The 326-nt window shown below is 54.6% G+C and carries 1 rRNA gene; it reads right to left on the bottom strand.

Going from position 1 to position 326, the window contains the following annotated elements:
- Window positions 1-326: ribosomal RNA gene (locus CVN76_RS02340) — 16S ribosomal RNA — on the bottom strand; the annotation flags it as partial.

Genomic DNA, 326 nt, shown 5'->3' with positions numbered 1-326 from the left:
AGTTCCCCAGTTTCCAATGACCCTCCACGGTTGAGCCGTGGGCTTTCACATCAGACTTAAGGAACCACCTGCGCGCGCTTTACGCCCAATAATTCCGGACAACGCTTGCCACCTACGTATTACCGCTGCTGCTGGCACGTAGTTAGCCGTGGCTTTCTGGTTAGGTACCGTCAAGGTACCAGCAGTTACTCTGGTACTTGTTCTTCCCTAACAACAGAACTTTACGACCCGAAGGCCTTCTTCGTTCACGCGGCGTTGCTCCGTCAGACTTTCGTCCATTGCGGAAGATTCCCTACTGCTGCCTCCCGTAGGAGTCTGGGCCGTGT

Source organism: Bacillus sp. mrc49 (genome assembly GCF_002803435.1).
The sequence above is the reverse complement of the archived record's forward strand: the minus strand, read 5'-3'. Positions and strand labels throughout refer to the sequence as shown.